The organism is Streptomyces sp. NPDC025273 (assembly GCF_040638585.1).
GTDB lineage: Bacteria > Actinomycetota > Actinomycetes > Streptomycetales > Streptomycetaceae > Streptomyces > Streptomyces cinereorectus.
Genome location: NZ_JBEZYP010000002.1, coordinates 111,752 through 126,030, shown reverse-complemented (window position 1 = coordinate 126,030; position 14,279 = coordinate 111,752). Strand labels below are relative to the sequence as shown.

The window sequence follows — 14,279 nt, the reverse complement described above, 5'->3', positions numbered from 1 at the left end:
GCCCGCCCCCAGCCTGGTCAATGAGGGCGCCAGGCTAGCGACTGGGAGGTGAACAGGGGCCCCGATGGGCCGGATTAGCACATTCGGGTGACATGACCGGGGTCACGGCGCCCGGCGGCAAGGCGGACAGCAGCCGTCACTCGGCGGCGGCGGCCGGCCGGTCGACGCCGCCCAGGGCGACGTCCTGCTCGGGAACGGCCTGCCCCGAACGGATCAGATCGATCCGTCCCATCACCTTGGACCGCAGATCGGTCGGGACGTCGTCCTGCCCGCAGCAGCGCTTCACCAGCTTCTTCACGGCCTGCTCCAGGCCGTACTTCTCCAGGCACGGGGAGCACTCCTCGAAATGCACCTCGAACTTGGTGCACTCGCCCTCGGGCATCTCATGGTCGAGAAACTCGTAGAGATGATCGAGAACCTCTGAGCAATCCGTCTCGTGCGGCTCTCCGCAGCTCATGAGGCCGAGCCTTTCCTGTCGTCCGACTCACCGGCTCCGGCCGGGACGAGCCCGCGCTCGCGCGCGTAGTCCTCGAGCATGCCGCGCAGTTGGCGGCGTCCCCGGTGCAGGCGGGACATCACCGTACCGATGGGTGTCCCCATGATGTCCGCGATCTCCTTGTAGGCAAAGCCCTCCACGTCGGCGAGATACACGGCGATGCGGAACTCTTCGGGGATCGACTGCAGTGCGGACTTCACGTCGGAGTCCGGCAGATGATCGAGGGCCTGGGACTCCGCCGAGCGCAGACCCGTGGACATGTGCGACTCGGCACGTGCCAGCTGCCAGTCCTCGATCTCCTCGGCGGCACTCCGCTGAGGCTCGCGCTGCTTCTTGCGGTACGAGTTGATGAAGGTGTTGGTGAGGATGCGGTACATCCACGCCTTGAGGTTCGTGCCCTCGCGGAACTGGTGGAAGGAGCCGTACGCCTTGGCGTACGTCTCCTGGACCAGGTCCTCGGCATCGGCGGGGTTGCGCGTCATGCGCAGCGCCGCCGAGTACATCTGGTCGAGAAACCCGAGAGCGTCCCGCTCGAAGCGCGCGTTGCGCTCGGCAGTCGTCTCCTCGGCACGGCCGTCGTCGGTCCCTGTGTCGGTCCCAGTGACCGGACCCACCTCCTCCAACGATGTGGCGGAGCCGAAACCGGACCCGCTCGCATCGGAGAATAGTCGACCCTGCTTCTTCGCGGGCTGCCGATCCGGTCCGCCCGGGCCACGCTCGGAAGTGGTCCTGCCCGCGTGCAGCACCGTCCACTCCAGGTCAGCGGTGTTCGAGCGCTGCGGGCAGATGGTCGAACCCATGCGACGGACTCCCTCTCCACGTACGACGTTGTTGTACCGACGTCCCGAACAACAGCCGTCCCGCACGCGGCATTCCCGGGGCATTCGCGGCGTCCCGGGACGGGTGGGGCAGGTCACTCCTCCCGGAGCCGGTCCAGCCATTCGGCCACCGCACCGGTGAGCAGGTCCATCGCCTGATCCTGGGTCAGCGGGGCCTTCTTCGGGACGGCGAAACCATGGTCCCCGTGCGGTACCTCGACGAGGTCGTGTCCGCCCGGGGGGAATTCCTCCGGTCGTCCGAACGGGTCACGGCCACCCTGGACCACGAGGGTGGGCACGCCCGCACCGAGCAGTTCGTCCTTGCGCGACCTCTCCGGCCTGCCCGGCGGGTGCAGCGGGAAGCTCAGCGCGAGCACCGCGCGGGCGCCCAGACCGGCCGCCGTGCGGCAGGCCACCCGGGCCCCGGCGCTGCGTCCTCCGGCCACCACGGGCAGGCCCGGGACGGTCAGTGCGGGCCACAGTCCGCGCCAGCCGGTGTCCAGGGTGCGGGGGGCCGGTGCGAGCCTCTTCCCCGCCACCCGCCACGGCTGCTCCACCAGGGCGACGGTCACCCGGCGTCCGGGCAGCACCGCGGCGAGCGCCTGGAGATCCCGGGCCTCGATGCCGCCGCCCGCCCCATGGCTGACGGCGAGCACCAGCCGGGCGTCCTTCGCGGCGCGCCAGGTGATCCTGGCCACTCCGGCGTCCGTCTCGACGGTCTCGGTCCTCCGCGCTGTCCCTGTACGGCTCACGGATCTCATCCTGCCGGGTCAGAACAGCGTGCTCACCTCGGGCGCGGCCAGTTCCTCCAGCAGTTCCGGGCCGTTGTTGCGGACGTTGCTGACGGCGGTGGACACCGGGTAGGCGCGCATGAGCCCGCCGGGCGGCGGTTCCAGCAGCGTCTTCAGCTCCCCGATGTCGGTGCGCGTCGGGTCGAGCCAGTCGTCCCAGCGGTCCGGGGTCAGCATCAGGGGCATCCGGGGATGGATGTCGGCGAGGGCCGCCGGGCCCTCGGCGGGGGCGACGGCGAGCGGGGACGTCTCGGCCTCGGTGGTGATCACGGAGCAGGTCACCCACCAGGCCTGCGGATGGTCGTCGGACAGGGTCCGGTCGCGCCAGAACTCGTACAGCCCCGCCATCGCGAAGACCGAACCGTCGGCGGGTGTCACGAAGTACGGCTGCTTGCGGGGCCGCTTCCTCCTCCCCTTCTCCTCCAGCTGCCGCTCGTCGGCCCCGGTGACCCACTCGTAGTAGCCGTCGGCTGGCAGGATGCAGCGCCGGGACACGAAGGGGCGGCGGAAGGAGGGCTTCTCGTGAACCGTCTCGGCACGGGCGTTGATCATGCGGGCGCCACCCTCGGGCGACTTCGACCAGGACGGCACGAGGCCCCATTTCAGGGCGCGCAGCTGGCGAACCGGACGCTGGTCGTCCGCGTCCTTCACAGGACGCTCCAGCACCGCGTAGACCTCTTTGGTCGGGGCCACGTTCCAGTCGGGCTCCAGGGTCTCGGTGGGTTCCCACTTCTCCACCGCGAAGAGCCCGGTCAGATCCTCAGGCCGCCGACTCGCTGCATACCGTCCGCACATAAGTGCCAGACTGCCACGACCCCCACGCCGAGTGGACGCAGATCCCTCATGTACCGCAAGGAGCCGCCCGCCTCATGGACAGCACCGATCTGGGCGATCTGTGGGATCGCGTCTTCGGGACCCAGCCGGCGCCCGAGCAGTGGCTGGTGGTCGTGACGGCCACCGTGGCGCTGGTCGCCGTCGTACCGAACTTCATATGGCGGCTCTCCCGCAACGCGATCACCATCGCGCACGAGGGCGGCCACGGGCTCGTCGCCCTGCTCACCGGCCGGCAGCTCTCCGGTATCCGGCTGCACTCGGACACCAGCGGCCTGACCGTCAGCCGCGGCAAGCCGACCGGCGTCGGCATGATCCTCACGGCGGCGGCCGGCTACACGGCGCCACCGCTGCTGGGCCTGGGCGGCGCCTGGCTGCTGACCAACGGCCGGATCACGCTGCTCCTGTGGCTGGCGACCGCTCTGCTCGCCGTGATGCTGGTGATGATCCGCAATCTGTACGGGGCGCTGACGGTCATCCTCACGGGTACGGCCTTCCTGCTGATCTCCTGGCTGACCTCGGCGGAGGTCCAGTCGGCGTTCGCCTACACCGTGGTGTGGTTCCTGCTGCTGGGCGGGGTCCGTCCGGCGTTCGAGCTCCAGTCCAAGCGGCGGTTCGGCGGTGCGCCCGACTCGGACGCCGACCAGCTGGCCCGGCTGACGCAGGCGCCGGCCGTGCTCTGGCTGTTCCTCTTCCACTCGGTGTCGCTCTGCGCGCTGATCGGCGGAGGACGCTGGCTGCTCGGACTGTGACGGCTCACGGCGGCCTCTGTCCCCCTTGCATGAAGCGCCGGTTTCAGCCCCATTCGTTCAGGATCCGGGTTTGCGTCGAGCCACTAAAGTGAGGGGCATGACCGAAAGTCCCGCGCACCCCGCCCTCTGGCCCGCTCCCCGTGCGACCGGAGCCGTCGACGCGACCGTCACGGTGCCCGGATCGAAGTCGGTCACCAACCGCGCCCTCGTCCTGGCCTCCCTGGCCTCCGAGCCGGGCTGGCTGCGCCGGCCGCTGCGCTCCCGCGACACCCTGCTGATGGCCCAGGCGCTGCGGGCGATGGGCGTCGGGATCGAGGAGGGTGTCGGTCCGGACGGCTCGGGCGAGGCCTGGCGGGTCATCCCGGCCGGCCTGCACGGCCCGGCGACGGTCGATGTGGGCAACGCGGGAACGGTCATGCGCTTCCTGCCGCCCGTGGCCTGCCTCTCGGACGGCCCCGTCCACTTCGACGGGGACCCCCGCTCCTACGAGCGCCCCCTGAACGGTGTGGTCGACGCGCTCCGGGCCCTGGGCGCCAGGATCGACGACGACGGGCGCGGCGCGCTGCCGCTGACCGTGCACGGGGCGGGCGCGCTGGACGGCGGCACGGTGGCGATCGACGCCTCCTCGTCCTCCCAGTTCATCTCCGCCCTGCTGCTCTCCGCACCCCGCTTCAACCAGGGCGTGGAGGTACGCCACACCGGTGCGACCCTCCCCTCCATGCCGCACATCCGGATGACCGTCGACATGCTGCGCGCGGTCGGCGCCCAGGTCGACGAGCCGGAGACGGGTGGCGAGCCCGACGTCTGGCGGGTGTCCCCGTCCGCCCTGCTCGGCCGGGATCTCACCGTCGAGCCCGACCTCTCCAACGCCCAGCCGTTCCTGGCGGCGGCGCTGGTCACCGGAGGCCGGGTCACCGTCCCCGACTGGCCGCTGCGCACCACCCAGCCGGGTGACGCGCTGCGCGAGATCTTCACCGCGATGGGTGGCAGTTGCGAGCTGACCGAGCGAGGTCTCACCTTCCGCGGCTCGGGCCGCGTCCACGGCATCGACGTCGACCTGGGCGAGGTCGGTGAGCTGACCCCGGGCATCGCCGCCCTCGCCGCACTCGCCGACTCCCCGTCGACCCTGAGCGGCGTCGCGCACCTGCGGCTGCACGAGACGGACCGGCTGGCCGCGCTCACCAGGGAGATCAACGCCCTCGGCGGTGACGTGACCGAGACGGCCGACGGGCTGCGGATCAACCCGCGCCCGCTGCACGGCGGTACCTTCCACACCTACGACGACCACCGGATGGCGACAGCGGGCGCGATCATCGGCCTCGCCGTGGCCGGGGTGGAGATCGAGAACGTCGGTACGACCGCCAAGACCCTCCCGGACTTCCCGGAGATGTGGACGGGCATGCTCGGGGCCTTCCCGGAGACGGCCGGGGCCGCGCCCGGAGCACCCTCGCCGGGAAGGCGCGGGGCCTGAGGACATGCGCCGTTACGGGAAGAACCCCGACGAGGACGACATCCGCGTCCGCCCCAACCGCAAGGGCAACCGCCCTCGCACGCACATCCGCCCCAAGCACGAGGACGCCCAGGACGGCATGGTCCTCACCGTCGACCGCGGCCGGCTCACCTGCCTCGTCGAGGGCCGCACCGTGATGGCGATGAAGGCCCGTGAGCTGGGCCGCAAGGCCGCGGTGGTGGGTGACCAGGTCTCCATCGTCGGCGACCTGTCCGGCGACAAGGACACGCTGGCCCGCATCGTGCGCATCGGCGAACGCCGATCGGTGCTGCGCCGCACGGCGGACGACGACGATCCGTACGAGCGGGTGGTCGTCGCCAACGCCGACCAGCTGGCCATCGTCACGGCGCTCGCCGATCCCGAACCGCGGCCGCGCATGATCGATCGCTGTCTGGTGGCGGCGTACGACGGCGGGCTCACACCGCTCCTCGTCCTGACCAAGTCCGACCTGGCCTCCCCGGACACACTGCTGGAGGCATACACCCCGCTGGGTGTCCCCTTCATCGTCACCAGCCGCGAGGAGCTGGAGAACGGCGACGCCGCGGACCGGGTGCGCGAGCTGCTCAACGACCGGGTGACCGCCTTCGTCGGGCACTCCGGGGTCGGCAAGACGACGTTGGTCAACGCACTGGTTCCGAAGGACAGACGGCGGACGACCGGGGTGGTCAACGCCGTCACGGGGCGCGGCAGGCACACCACGACGTCGGCGCTCGCGCTGCCGCTGCCGGACGGCCGCGGCTGGGTGGTCGACACCCCGGGTGTGCGGTCGTTCGGGCTGCACCACGTCGATCCGTCCAGGGTCATCAACGCGTTCCCCGATCTGCAGCCGGGCGCGGAGAACTGCCCGCGGGGCTGCACGCACGACAGCCAGCAGACGGAGTGCGCCCTGGACGCCTGGGTCGCGGAGGGTCATGCCGATCCGGCGCGGCTCGATTCGCTGAGGCGGCTGCTCTCGACCCGGGAGCGGCGCGAGGGCGACTGACCGGCAGGACTGCCCGACTCGCGCACGTTTGCGGGCTCTCACGACTGGTAAGGGCATAATCGCGTCGAGCGAGCAAGCGGTCACCTACGTGGGAGGCACCTGACGATGGCGTGGTTGCTGGTCGTGGTCGCCGGACTGCTGGAGACCGGCTTCGCCGTGTGTCTGAAGCTCTCGCACGGATTCACCCGGCTGTGGCCGACGATCGCGTTCTGCGTGTTCGCCCTCGGAAGTTTCGGGCTGCTGACGCTGTCCCTCAAGAAGCTCGATGTAGGCCCCGCGTACGCGGTGTGGACCGGCATCGGCGCGGCGGGGACGGCGATCTACGGGATGATCTTCCTCGACGACGTGGTCTCCACCCTCAAACTGGTGTCCATCACTCTGGTGATCGTCGGCGTGATCGGTCTGCAGCTGTCCGGGTCCTCGCACTGAGCCGTGCGCCCTCCGGCGAGGCCGCCTCCGGCCCTGGCCGGTCCCGTGTAGCCCGGACGGGTGCCTGTGGATACTGTGACCGCATGCCCGATTACCACGATGATCTGCGCCTTGCCCACGTGCTGGCGGACGCCGCCGACGCGGCGACGATGGACCGGTTCAAGGCTCTGGACCTCAAGGTCGAGACCAAGCCGGACATGACCCCGGTGAGCGAGGCCGACAAACACGCCGAGGAGCTGATCCGCGGGCACCTGCAGCGGGCCCGGCCGCGCGACGCGATCCTGGGCGAGGAGTACGGGATCGAGGGCACGGGTCCGCGGCGCTGGGTCATCGACCCGATCGACGGCACCAAGAACTACGTGCGCGGCGTTCCCGTATGGGCGACGCTGATCTCCCTGATGGAAGCGGGCGAGGACGGCTTCCAGCCGGTGGTCGGCGTGGTGTCCGCCCCCGCGCTGAGCCGCCGCTGGTGGGCGGCGAAGGGTGCGGGGGCGTACTCCGGCCGCAGCCTCACTTCCGCGACCCGGCTGCAGGTGTCGAAGGTCGAACGGATCGCGGACTCCTCGCTCGCGTACTCCTCGCTGACCGGCTGGGAGGAGCAGGGCCGGCTCGACGGCTTCATGGATCTGACGCGGGCCTGCTGGCGCACCCGCGGGTACGGGGACTTCTGGCCGTACATGATGGTCGCCGAGGGCTCGGTGGACATCTGTGCGGAGCCGGAGCTCTCCCTGTGGGACATGGCGGCGAACGCGATCATCGTCCAGGAGGCCGGCGGGCTGTTCACCAGCCTGGACGGGGTCTCCGGCCCCGGCGGCGGCAACGCGGCGGCCTCCAACGGGCTGCTGCACCACGAGCTGCTCGGCTATCTCAACCAGAGGTACTAGGAAGCCTGCCCCCTCCCACCCTCTTGTCCGGTTCCCGCGTGGGTGCCACTCTGAGAGTCCCCCCCATTTGTGAACTTGTGAATCGACTCACGAGGGTCGCGTCACGGGTCACTTTCCGAAGGAGGTGGCTCCCTTCATGCTCGTCCGAGACGCCATGAGCACGCTGGTCCTCACCATCGGCCCGGCCCACACACTCCGGCAGGCGGCCCGGCTGATGTCGGCCCGCCGCGTCGGAGCGGCCGTCGTCCACGATCCGGACACCTGCGGCCTCGGGATCATCACCGAACGCGACATCCTCGACGCGATCGGCTCCGGCCAGAACCCCGATACCGAGACCGCGTCCACCCACACCACCACGGACGTGGTCTTCGCCTCTCCGGCCTGGACCCTCGAAGAGGCCGCGGAAGCCATGACGCACGGCGGCTTCCGGCATCTGATCGTGCTGGACGGCAACGGCCCCGTGGGCATCGTCTCGGTGCGCGACATCATCCGGTGCTGGGCGCCGACCAGGCGGCCTACCGCCGCACTGACGCTCTGAGAGCCTTCGACCGGGCCGGATCCGCCGGGGCGCACCCGGCGCATCCTCAATGGATGCCGTCCAAGTCGCGCACGTATCCAAAGTCACACCGGATCGGGGCTCGGCCCCTGCGCTGTTAGGCTGGATGCCATGAGTGACCTCCTGGAACGACTGCGCGGACGCGGCTGGCGCATGACGGCGCAGCGGCGTGTCGTGGCCGAGGTCCTCGACGGGGACCACGTGCACCTGACAGCGGACGAGGTCCACGCGAGGGCGGCCGACCGGCTGCCGGAGATCTCACGCGCCACCGTGTACAACACGCTGGGCGAGATGGTGTCCCTCGGTGAGGTCATCGAGGTCTCCACCGACCGCCGCGCCAAGCGGTACGACCCGAACGCCCACCGCCCCCACCACCACCTGGTGTGCGCGCGGTGCGGCGCCATCCGGGACGTGCACCCTTCGGGTGATCCCCTGGCCGACCTGCCGGCCGACGAGCGCTTCGGCTTCACCGTCTCGGGGGTCGAAGTGACCTACCGCGGCGTCTGCCCGAACTGCGCCGCCACGGCCTGAACGCCACACACCCTGAATCATCGGCCCCGGCGGGCAACCGCCCGGGGCCTGCTCTTTTCACTGTTCGCGCCTGTTCACGGACACATGACAGAGGCCCGGATCCTTGGAAGGATCCGGGCCTCTGCCTTCAGTAGCGGGGACAGGATTTGAACCTGCGACCTCTGGGTTATGAGCCCAGCGAGCTACCGAGCTGCTCCACCCCGCGTCGTTGTGAATGCAACACTACGGGACCCCGCCGACCAGCGCAAATTCATTCCCCGGACACCTGAGCCGCCCCAAGAACGGCACCCGTCCGGAAGGAGCCCGGTGTCACGCCGTGAGTTCCTGGTGGAGCGCTTCCAGCAGCCGTGCGGCCCGCTCGGCCACCTCCGCCGGCCCGAGCTCGACCGCACGGGCGCACCAGCGCTGCCCCTCCGTGAGCTCGCCCCGGCGAGCGGCGAGCAGCGCGAGGCGAAGGGCGGCCCGGCCGTGCCCGTCGTTGGCCGCACGGCTCCACCAGAGGGCGGCTTCGCGCTCGCTGCCCTCTCGGGCGAGCAGCAGGCCGAGGTTGAAGGCCCCGTTACGGCTGCCCGACTCGGCGGCCTCGCGGTACCAGCGAGCGGCGCTCTCCATGTCGCCACGGGCGGCAGCGAGCATGCCCGCCCTGACCTGCGCGCGGCGGTGCCCCTGCCCGGCCGCCCTCTCGTACCACTCCTCGCACTCGGTCTTCTCCGGCATCGGCTCACCCAGCGCGGGCGATCCCGGTGGCGGCTGCCGCAGGTCGAGCAGTCCGGCCAGCCGGAAGGCAGCCTCTGCGCTGCCGCCTCCCGCGGCGCAGCGCAGATGGCGCTCCGCCTCCTGCTCCTCCCCCTCGCTGAGCAGCGCCATGCCGACCTGGAGCGCGGCGTCGGTGTGGCCGGCCGCCGCCGCACGCCGGTACCAGCCCAGCGCCGCACGGTCCTCGTCGCGTCCGGCGTGCAGGATGCCCAGGTTGAAGGCGGCGTCCACGCTGCCGGCCTCGGCCGCCTTGGAGAACCAGGGCTCGGCGCCCGTCGCGTCCCCCGCCTGCAGCAGCAGCACCGCGAGCGCGTTGGCCGCCTCCCGGTGCCCGGCGTAGGCGGCGCGGCGGTACCACTGTTCGGCCTGCGCGATACGGTCCTGGGCCGCGCAGAGCAAGCCGAGGTTGTACGCACCGTTGACGTCGCCCGCGTCCATGGCGGCGCGGTACCAGCGCTCGGCGGTCTGCTGCTCCCCCCTGGCCGCGTGGAGTGCGCCCAGGGCGTTGGCGGCGTTGCCGTCGCCGTCCTGGGCGGCGCGCAGCCACCACACGGCGGCGCTCTCCTCGTCACCCACGTCCCGCAGCAGGAAACCCAGGGCGCAGGCGGCGCGGGCCTCGCCTTCCTTGGCCGCCGTGAGATACCAGCGGCCTGCTTCCTTCAGCTCACCACGCTGCTCCAGGATGGCGCCGAGGTGCAGAGCCGCGCGGCGGTGCCCGCGTGCGGCCGCCTGGCGGTACCACTGCTCGGCCTCGCCGACCCGGCCGGTCGCGGGGCCCGCGACCGGGCTGTCGCGCCGCCCCGTCGCGCTGTCGTTCAGGATGTCCGGGGCGCCCGTGCCGACGCCGCGCCCGGGGCTGAAGGCGTCGTAGGCGTCGCCCAGGGCCTTCCGCTCCAGGACGCGGGCCAGGCGGTACGCGGCCTCCCGGTGGCCCTGCTCGGCGGCGGCGCGCAGCCAGCGCTCGGCGCCGACGTCACCGCGGTGCTCCAGCAGGTCGGCCAGGGCGTAGGCGCCCAGCGCGTGGCCCTGCTCGGCGGACTGGCGCAGCCAGTACTCGGCACCCGGCTCGTCACCGCGCTCCCGGAAATGGCGGCCGAGCGCGTGGGCGGCCGCGGCGGAGCCGGCGACCGCGGCGATGCGCCACCACCCGGCCGCCTCGTCCGGGTATCCCCGCTGATGCAGAAGGACGCCCAGGTTGTTGGCAGCGGCCCGGTCGCCCTCCGCGGTGGCCGCCCGGAGGTAGGCCTCGGCACCGTCCAGGTCGCCGCGGCGCAGCAGCAGCGCGCCCAGGACGCTCATGGATTCGGTGTCGCCACGGTCCGCGGCACGTCTGTGGCGCGCCTCGGTCTCCTCGGCGTGGTCCGTGGTATCCGTCGGGTCCGTGGCGAGCACGGCGTCGTCGGCGGCGCAGGGGTCGTCAGCGGTTCCGGCGTTCTCGGCGACGGCCGCGGCGAATACCGCATCTGCCACGTTTTCCGTCGTCCGAACGCGTCGCTGCACAAACCGCCCTGTCTCCAACAGAGTTGCCCTGTCCCCCATAAATACCATCGTCGCACCACCTCTTACCCGCGTACACCTCGAATACCGCGGCCAGTGAGGTCACTTCAGCGTTTTGTCGACATGCCCACAGGGAGACAAGTCAAACACGTTCGAACCCAACTCGTGCCCCACGAACCGCACTTCACTCCGACAACTTGAGAAAGCCGTCCGACGGCATGACAGAGGCCCGGATCCTTGGAAGGATCCGGGCCTCTGTCTTCAGTAGCGGGGACAGGATTTGAACCTGCGACCTCTGGGTTATGAGCCCAGCGAGCTACCGAGCTGCTCCACCCCGCGTCGTTGTGTTCAAACCGTACCACGACGCGGGGTGGAGCTTTCTCAGCTGCCCTGGTCCTCGCCCTTCTCGTCCGCCTTGTCGGCGGTGCCCGGCACATCGGCCGCACCGGCGGCACTGCCGGGCTTGGGCTGGGCCGCGGCCGCACGCTCGAGAGCCTTCTCCAGCTCCGCCTGCGCCTTGCCGTAGGCGGCCCAGTCGTTCTTCTTCAGGGCCGCCTCACCCTCCGTGTACGCCTTCTGGGCATCGGCGATCGCCCGCTTCAGAGCTGCCTCACCGGTGGCAGGAGGCTCGGTGGTGTCGCCCGGTGGCTCCGTCTCGGGTGGCGTCGTCGTATCGGAACCCTCGACCCCGAAGACCGCGTTGAGCGCCTCACCGAGGCTGTTCTCGAAGACGATCTTCGACCCGTACGAGGCTGCCACCTTGCGCAGCAGCGGGTAGTTCTGCGTGCCACCACGGGTGTACACCGGCTCGATGTAGAGGAAACCCCCGTCGAGCGGCACGGTCAGCAGATTTCCGTACTCGATGTCCGAGTCGGTGCCCTTGAGGTTCCTCACGAACTCGGCGACGTCGTCGTTGCCGTTGAGCTCACTCTGCACCTGACCAGGGCCCTTGACGGTGGTCGTGACCCGCAACAGCCTTATCGTGCCGTAGTCGTCACTGGCCGCGTCCGCGTCCACCGCCATGAACGCTCCCAGGTCGGGGCGCCCCTTCGGTGTGAACGTCGTGGTGAGGGAGAACTTCTGCTCGTCCTGGCCGGGCATCCTCATGCTCAGGTAGTACGGCGGAACGGCCCCGGGCTCCTTGTTCGTGGGGTCGTCCGGCACCTGCCAGGCGTCACTGCCGCTGTAGAACTGCGCGGGATCCTGCACGTGGTAGCGCGTGAGGAGCTCACGCTGGACCTTGAACAGGTCCTGCGGGTAGCGCAGGTGGTCCATCAGCTCCTGCGGGATGTCGTCCTTGGCCTTCACCGTCCCGGGGAAGGCCTTGCGCCACGTCTTGAGCACCGGGTCCTCGGTGTCCCACTCGTAGAGCTTCACCTTGCCGTCGTACGCGTCGACGGTGGCCTTCACCGAGTTGCGGATGTAGTTGACCTGGTTCTGCTGGGCGACGACCGCGCGCTGGTTGGTGGTCAGCGAGTCGGCCGTGGTGTCACCGAGCGTCGTGCGCGAGGCGTACGGATAACCGTTGGTCGTGGTGTACGCGTCGACGACCCATTGGATCCGGCCGCCCACGACCGCCGGATAGGCGTCACCGTCGATGGTCAGCCAGGGGGCGACCGCCTCGACGCGCTCCTTGGGCGTGCGGTTGTACAGGATCCGCGAGCCTTCGCCGATGGCTCCCGAATACAGTATCTGCGGCTCGCTGAAGGACACCGCGTAGGCCGCGCGGTTGAAGGCGTTGGAGAGACTGACCCCGCTGTCGCCCCTGTAGCTGGTGGTCTTCTCGCCGTCCTCCTCGTAGTCGAGCTCCTTCTGGGGCCCTCCGACGATGGAGTACTGCTCGGTCTTCTCGCCGTAGTAGATCCGCTGCTCGTACTTCGGCAGCTCACCGGTGGTCGGCAGGCCCGACTCGGTGAAGTCCGGGGAACCCGACGGGTTGGTGCCCGTCGTGGTGCCGCGGGCCGCGATGGCGCCGTAGCCGTGGGTGTACGTGAAGTGGTCGTTGATCCAGTTCCGCTTGGGGAGACCGTCGAGGTTCAGCTCGCGCAGGCCGATGACGGTGTCCTGCTCCTTGCCGTCCTTGCCCTTGTAGCGGTCGACGTCCAGCGTCTTGGGGAACTGGTAGTAGTTCCTCTTCTGCTGGAGCTGCTGGAAGGCCGGGGAGACGACGTTGGGGTCCATCACCCGGTAGCTGGCAGCCGCGTCCGCGTCGGCGCGGAGCTTGGCGCCGTCCGTGGTCGTGCTCTTGCCCGAGTAGTCGTCCACCTTCGCGTCGTCGATGTCGTAGGCATCTCGTGTCGCGTCGATGTTCTTCCGGATGAACGGCGCTTCCTTGGCCTGCTCGTTCGGCTGGACCTGGAACTTCTGCACGATCGCCGGGTAGAGCCCGCCGATCAGGATCGCCGAGAGCACCATGAGCCCGAAGCCGATCACCGGCAGTTGCCAGGTGCGCCGCCAGAGCGTCGCGAAGAACAGCATGGCGCAGATCGCGGCGATGCAGAACAGGATCGTCTTGGCCGGCAGGTAGGCGTTGGCGTCGACGTACCGCAGGCCCGTCCAGTTGTCCGTGGCCTTGAAGTCACTGGACTTCACGGCCAGGCCGTACCGGTCCAGCCAGTACGCCACGGCCTTCAGCGAGACGAAGATGCCGAGCAGTACCGAGAGGTGGCCGGTGGCCGCACCCGTGGCCCGCGCGCCGGGGCTGGTGATCCGCAGCCCGCCGTACAGGTAGTGGGTCAGCGCCGCGGCGATCAGCGACAGCACGGCGGCGGCGAAGCCGAAACCGAGCAGGAAGCGGTACCACGGCAGGTCGAAGGCGTAGAAGGACACGTCCAGCTTGAACTGGGGGTCCTTCTGCCCGAACGGCACGCCGTTGACGTACATCAGCCACGTACGCCACTGGCCCGAGGCGGAAGCCCCGGCGATCAGTCCGACGAGCGCGGTGATCGCGAGCAGCACCCATTTCTTGTACGGGGCGACACTCATTCGGTAGCGGTCCAGGCTCTGCTGCTCCAGCGACATCGCGCTCAGCGGCGGCCGGAGCCGGTGCGCGAGCCAGATGTTCACCCCGATGGCGACGGCCATCAGCAGTCCGAAGACGAGGAACAGTCCGATCTTGGTCCACAAGGTGGTGGTGAAGACGGACGAATACGCGACCGACCTGTACCAGAGCCAGTCCGTCCAGAACCCGGCGAACATGACAAAGGCCATGGCGAGAACCGCCAGGACACCCAATGTCATGAGCAGGGTACGGACGCGCCGGGACGGGCGGCCGACTCTGATCCGTGGCCCGGTCGGGCCTCCGCCGCGGTCCGGCATCTGGAAAGCCAACGTGCGCACCTCGAAGTTCGCGGTCGTGTGAAGCAGGCCCAGCGATCGTAGAGCCCACCTATGCAACTTACTGAGGCTTTACCTAGTTCCCGTTCCCGGGGCGGAAGGAGGCAGGA

13 protein-coding genes and 2 tRNA genes are annotated in these 14,279 nt (G+C 70.0%); 7 read left to right on the top strand and 8 right to left on the bottom strand.

The genetic code is table 11. The features are described 5' to 3' along the window. Nucleotides 1–136 precede the first annotated feature (136 nt). The 4 genes from rsrA to AB0F38_RS05555 all read right to left on the bottom strand — a co-directional run bounded on the left by rsrA (nt 137) and on the right by AB0F38_RS05555 (nt 2,900). Nucleotides 137–457, bottom strand: coding sequence for a mycothiol system anti-sigma-R factor (gene rsrA, locus AB0F38_RS05570; RefSeq protein ID WP_361887108.1), 321 nt, complete (start codon nt 455–457; stop codon nt 137–139). Continuing rightward, on the bottom strand, nt 454–1,110 hold the full coding sequence (locus tag AB0F38_RS05565) for a sigma-70 family RNA polymerase sigma factor (protein WP_361887890.1): 657 nt from the start codon (nt 1,108–1,110) through the stop codon (nt 454–456). The genes rsrA and AB0F38_RS05565 overlap by 4 nt, the downstream gene beginning before the upstream one ends. A 299-nt stretch (nt 1,111–1,409) precedes the next feature. Then, nucleotides 1,410–2,066, bottom strand: a complete 657-nt coding sequence (locus AB0F38_RS05560; RefSeq protein WP_361887105.1) for an alpha/beta family hydrolase — start codon at nt 2,064–2,066, stop codon at nt 1,410–1,412. A gap of 18 nt (nt 2,067–2,084) precedes the next feature. After that, nucleotides 2,085–2,900 carry an SOS response-associated peptidase gene (locus tag AB0F38_RS05555; protein WP_361887103.1) on the bottom strand — a complete coding sequence of 272 codons (816 nt, stop codon included), beginning with the start codon at nt 2,898–2,900 and terminating at the stop codon, nt 2,085–2,087. 74 nt (nt 2,901–2,974) lie between these two features. Here AB0F38_RS05555 and AB0F38_RS05550 point away from each other — a divergent pair, with 74 nt between their 5' ends. From AB0F38_RS05550 to AB0F38_RS05520, 7 genes are all read left to right on the top strand, one after another. Next, the gene (locus tag AB0F38_RS05550) at nt 2,975–3,688 is read left to right on the top strand and encodes a M50 family metallopeptidase (RefSeq protein ID WP_361887100.1); all 714 of its coding nucleotides are present in this window, start codon (nt 2,975–2,977) and stop codon (nt 3,686–3,688) included. A 97-nt stretch (nt 3,689–3,785) separates the two neighbouring features. Beyond that, on the top strand, nt 3,786–5,159 hold the full coding sequence (aroA, locus tag AB0F38_RS05545) for a 3-phosphoshikimate 1-carboxyvinyltransferase (RefSeq protein WP_361887097.1): 1,374 nt from the start codon (nt 3,786–3,788) through the stop codon (nt 5,157–5,159). Nucleotides 5,160–5,163: 4 nt separating this feature from the next. Then, nucleotides 5,164–6,180, top strand: coding sequence for a ribosome small subunit-dependent GTPase A (gene rsgA, locus AB0F38_RS05540; RefSeq protein ID WP_361887094.1), 1,017 nt, complete (start codon nt 5,164–5,166; stop codon nt 6,178–6,180). A 105-nt stretch (nt 6,181–6,285) separates the two neighbouring features. Beyond that, nucleotides 6,286–6,609 carry a multidrug efflux SMR transporter gene (locus AB0F38_RS05535; RefSeq protein WP_361887091.1) on the top strand — a complete coding sequence of 108 codons (324 nt, stop codon included), beginning with the start codon at nt 6,286–6,288 and terminating at the stop codon, nt 6,607–6,609. Nucleotides 6,610–6,692: 83 nt separating this feature from the next. Then, entirely contained in the window at nt 6,693–7,493 is an 801-nt protein-coding gene (hisN, locus tag AB0F38_RS05530) for a histidinol-phosphatase (RefSeq protein WP_361887088.1), read from the top strand. A gap of 136 nt (nt 7,494–7,629) precedes the next feature. Continuing rightward, nucleotides 7,630–8,031, top strand: a complete 402-nt coding sequence (locus AB0F38_RS05525; RefSeq protein WP_361887085.1) for a CBS domain-containing protein — start codon at nt 7,630–7,632, stop codon at nt 8,029–8,031. A 129-nt stretch (nt 8,032–8,160) separates the two neighbouring features. Next, nucleotides 8,161–8,580, top strand: coding sequence for a Fur family transcriptional regulator (locus AB0F38_RS05520; protein WP_361887082.1), 420 nt, complete (start codon nt 8,161–8,163; stop codon nt 8,578–8,580). Between the two features lie 131 nt (nt 8,581–8,711). On the opposite strand, the gene AB0F38_RS05515 is transcribed toward AB0F38_RS05520, so the two are convergent. The 4 genes from AB0F38_RS05515 to AB0F38_RS05500 form a co-directional block, all read right to left on the bottom strand. After that, nucleotides 8,712–8,785, bottom strand: a tRNA-Met gene (locus AB0F38_RS05515). A 104-nt stretch (nt 8,786–8,889) separates the two neighbouring features. Continuing rightward, complete coding sequence (locus AB0F38_RS05510) at nt 8,890–10,884, bottom strand: tetratricopeptide repeat protein (protein WP_361887079.1); 1,995 nt, start codon at nt 10,882–10,884, stop codon at nt 8,890–8,892. A 214-nt stretch (nt 10,885–11,098) separates the two neighbouring features. Continuing rightward, a tRNA-Met gene (locus AB0F38_RS05505) sits at nt 11,099–11,172 on the bottom strand. A 42-nt stretch (nt 11,173–11,214) separates the two neighbouring features. Continuing rightward, nucleotides 11,215–14,151, bottom strand: a complete 2,937-nt coding sequence (locus tag AB0F38_RS05500; protein ID WP_361887887.1) for a UPF0182 family protein — start codon at nt 14,149–14,151, stop codon at nt 11,215–11,217. Between the last annotated feature and the right edge of the window lie 128 nt (nt 14,152–14,279).

Coding starts and splice junctions, on each gene's coding strand:
- rsrA (WP_361887108.1), bottom strand. CDS start 457: ATGAGCTGCGGAGAGCCGCACGAGACGGATTGCTCAGAGGTTCTCGAT.
- AB0F38_RS05555 (WP_361887103.1), bottom strand. CDS start 2,900: ATGTGCGGACGGTATGCAGCGAGTCGGCGGCCTGAGGATCTGACCGGG.
- AB0F38_RS05550 (WP_361887100.1), top strand. CDS start 2,975: ATGGACAGCACCGATCTGGGCGATCTGTGGGATCGCGTCTTCGGGACC.
- aroA (WP_361887097.1), top strand. CDS start 3,786: ATGACCGAAAGTCCCGCGCACCCCGCCCTCTGGCCCGCTCCCCGTGCG.
- rsgA (WP_361887094.1), top strand. CDS start 5,164: ATGCGCCGTTACGGGAAGAACCCCGACGAGGACGACATCCGCGTCCGC.
- AB0F38_RS05535 (WP_361887091.1), top strand. CDS start 6,286: ATGGCGTGGTTGCTGGTCGTGGTCGCCGGACTGCTGGAGACCGGCTTC.
- hisN (WP_361887088.1), top strand. CDS start 6,693: ATGCCCGATTACCACGATGATCTGCGCCTTGCCCACGTGCTGGCGGAC.
- AB0F38_RS05525 (WP_361887085.1), top strand. CDS start 7,630: ATGCTCGTCCGAGACGCCATGAGCACGCTGGTCCTCACCATCGGCCCG.
- AB0F38_RS05520 (WP_361887082.1), top strand. CDS start 8,161: ATGAGTGACCTCCTGGAACGACTGCGCGGACGCGGCTGGCGCATGACG.
- AB0F38_RS05510 (WP_361887079.1), bottom strand. CDS start 10,884: ATGGTATTTATGGGGGACAGGGCAACTCTGTTGGAGACAGGGCGGTTT.
- AB0F38_RS05500 (WP_361887887.1), bottom strand. CDS start 14,151: ATGCCGGACCGCGGCGGAGGCCCGACCGGGCCACGGATCAGAGTCGGC.